This window comes from Roseisolibacter sp. H3M3-2, from assembly GCF_029211165.1.
Lineage (GTDB): Bacteria > Gemmatimonadota > Gemmatimonadetes > Gemmatimonadales > Gemmatimonadaceae > Roseisolibacter.
Genome location: NZ_JARGEK010000522.1, coordinates 1 through 2,575, shown reverse-complemented (window position 1 = coordinate 2,575; position 2,575 = coordinate 1). Strand labels below are relative to the sequence as shown.

Annotated in this window: 1 protein-coding gene and 1 pseudogene; both read right to left on the bottom strand. The window is 77.4% G+C overall.

Features of this window, described 5'->3' with window-relative positions; genetic code table 11:
- A pseudogene (locus PYV61_RS23930) lies at window positions 1–358 on the bottom strand (hypothetical protein); the annotation flags it as partial.
- A gap of 222 nt (window positions 359–580) precedes the next feature.
- The coding region (locus PYV61_RS23925; RefSeq protein ID WP_275836388.1) for an ImcF-related family protein at window positions 581–2,575 on the bottom strand (1,995 nt) is incomplete at its 5' end.

The window sequence follows — 2,575 nt, the reverse complement described above, 5'->3', positions numbered from 1 at the left end:
CGAACGTCGCCGCCAGCGCGCGCGCGCGGTCGCCGCGGATCGCGCACGTCGGCGCCGTGCCGCACTCGGTCCCGGCCCAGCCGGCGAACGTGCTCCCCGCCTCGGGGGTCGCGGTGAGCGAGGCCACCGTCCCCGCCGCGAGCGTCGCGGCGCAGGCGGGGGCGCCCGCGGCGCAGTCGAGCCCCGCGGGGGCCACGCGCACGGTGCCGCGCCCGTCGCCGGCGACCGCCACCGGCACCTCGTGCGTCGGCGCCGGCGCGTCCACGCCCTCGGTCGTCCCCTCGCGCCCGCAGGCGGCCAGCACCAGCGCCGCGAGCGCCGCGCGCAGCGCGACGCCCACCCGTCCGTCGTTCGTCATCGTCCCGTGCCACACGTGGAGCGCCGGCGCGCGGATGGCGCGTCGGCGTCGCGGGCCGCGGGACGTCGTCGCCGCCGCGAGATCGCGGCCGGCGCGCAGGGGGCCGGCCGGGAGAACGTATGTACGGTCGAGCTCGCCGTCAAACGCACCGCGGGGGCGGCGCCGACCGGCGTCCGCCCCCGCGCGACACGTCGAGAGAATCGAGAGAGTCGAGAGAGAGGATCAGCGCGTGACCTGCGGCGTGCACCCCACCGCGCCCAGCCACCCGCGCTTCAGCACCGGCATCCCCTCGGGGAACCCGAACTCCACCGCGACCGCGCCGGCGCCGCTCCCCCACTCGGCGCGCATCGGGCCGTCCCCCTCGACCTTCGTCGCCTGCGCGACGAGGCGGAACAGCGCCCAGTCGCCCGACGCCTGCTTCACCACCGTCTCGCGGTCGCGGCGCGCGGCGACGTCGCGCACCACCGACAGCCGCGCGTCGCGCCCGCTCGCCGACGGCCACGCGAACTGCGCCGGCGCCGTGTTGCCCGTGAACGCGGTGCGCTGCGTCCCGACGCCGAGCGTCACGACCTTCACCGCGCCCGTCGGGATCCCGCGCGCCGTCACCGCCAGGCGCGGCTCCGGGCCGCCCTCGAACAGCGCGTCGGACACGCGCGCGGCGCGGTTGAAGAACTGCACGAACTCCCCCGACAGCGCGACCGGCGCGCCGGCCTTGGGCGCCCACTGGGCCCCCTGCTTCTCGAGCAGCCCCTCCAGCCGATCCTGCTGGAACTGCCACAGCGCGCCCGACGACGGCGCCAGCAGCGCGGCGACCTCCTGCAGCGTCGCCTCGCTCGTCGCGTTCGGGTCGAACGGGAAGCGCGACAGCAGCGGCGTGAACGCCGTGCACAGCGCCTTCCCCCGCTCGTTGAGCGCCGCCTTCAGGTCGGCGACCTCCTTCGCGCTCATCGCCGCCGGCGGGGGCGCGGCGCGCGGCGCGCGCGGCAGCGGCGTGTTGCTCACCTGCGCCAGCGCCATCTCGGCGCTGCCGATCGGCGCCACCAGCAGCTGCTCGACCACCGGCGCCAGCTGCGCCGCCGTCGGGTCGGCGATCGCCGCCTGCCCCGCGAGCTGGCGCGCCGCGCTCTTCGCCTGCGCCGCCTGCAGCAGCATCACCTGCTGCGCCGCCGCGCGCCGCTGCCCCACGCTCGCCGAGTCGCCGCCCGGCGGCATGATCGCCACCTGCTCCATCGCGCTCTGCAGCGCCAGCAGCGCGTTCGCGTACGGCTGGTTCTTCTCGCTCACGAACTTGTCGGTCACCGCGCCCGGCGTGACCACCTGCACCGGCTGGAACGCCGCGCCCATCGCCGAGTCGACGATCGTGTGCCGCGCCGCGAGCGAGAACGCCGCCAGCAGCGGCGACTGCGCCCCGCCGACGGTGCCGAGCAGCAGCGACGACGCGCGCAGGTCGCGCGCCCGCGCCACCGTCGTCCCCGCGAGGAAGCGGCGCCACGCGTCGGCGTAGTCGCCGCGGTAGCGCGCGCGCAGCGAGTCGATGACCGCCTTCTTGTCGGTCGTCGTCGCCGCCGAGCCCTCGCCCACCACCCACGTCTCCCCCTCGAAGAAGCGGTCGGCGTTCTTGAACGCGCCGTCCATGAACTGCCACCCCTTCGCGGTGAACGCGCCCGCCACCTCGGCGGGGGCGTTCACGACGCCCGGCGCCGCCGGCGCGATGTCGAGCAGCCGCGCCGCCGGCGCCGCCTTCGACGCCTCGACCAGCATGTTCTGGTAGATGCGCTCCGCCCCCGCGAAGCCGGCGAGGTAGCCGCGCGTCTTCGCCACCAGCGGCGCGTCCTGCGCCTCGGGGAACGGGTTCGTGTCGGGGAGCATCGCGGCGTAGAACGCGAACTGCCGCCGCGCCAGGTCGGCCACGTCGCCCTCGGGCGTCTGGCCGCGGCGCCAGAAGTCGTCGAGCACCGGCGCCAGGAACTCGGGCGTGCTGCGCCCCGGCTCCGCGGTGCCGATGACGTACGCCTTCAGCGCGCCGTAGCCCTTGCCGTAGTCGTCGCCCGCGCGCGGCGCCGGCGGCAGCGCGCGCAGCGAGTCGACCAGCGCGCGCCACGCGTCGGCGTGCAGCTGCTGCCGGTACCCCTGCGCCCACACCGCGCGCCCGGCGCCGAGCAGCGCGCCGCCGCGCCACAGCCCCGAGCGCAGCCGGAGCGGCGGCCCGTCGGCCTC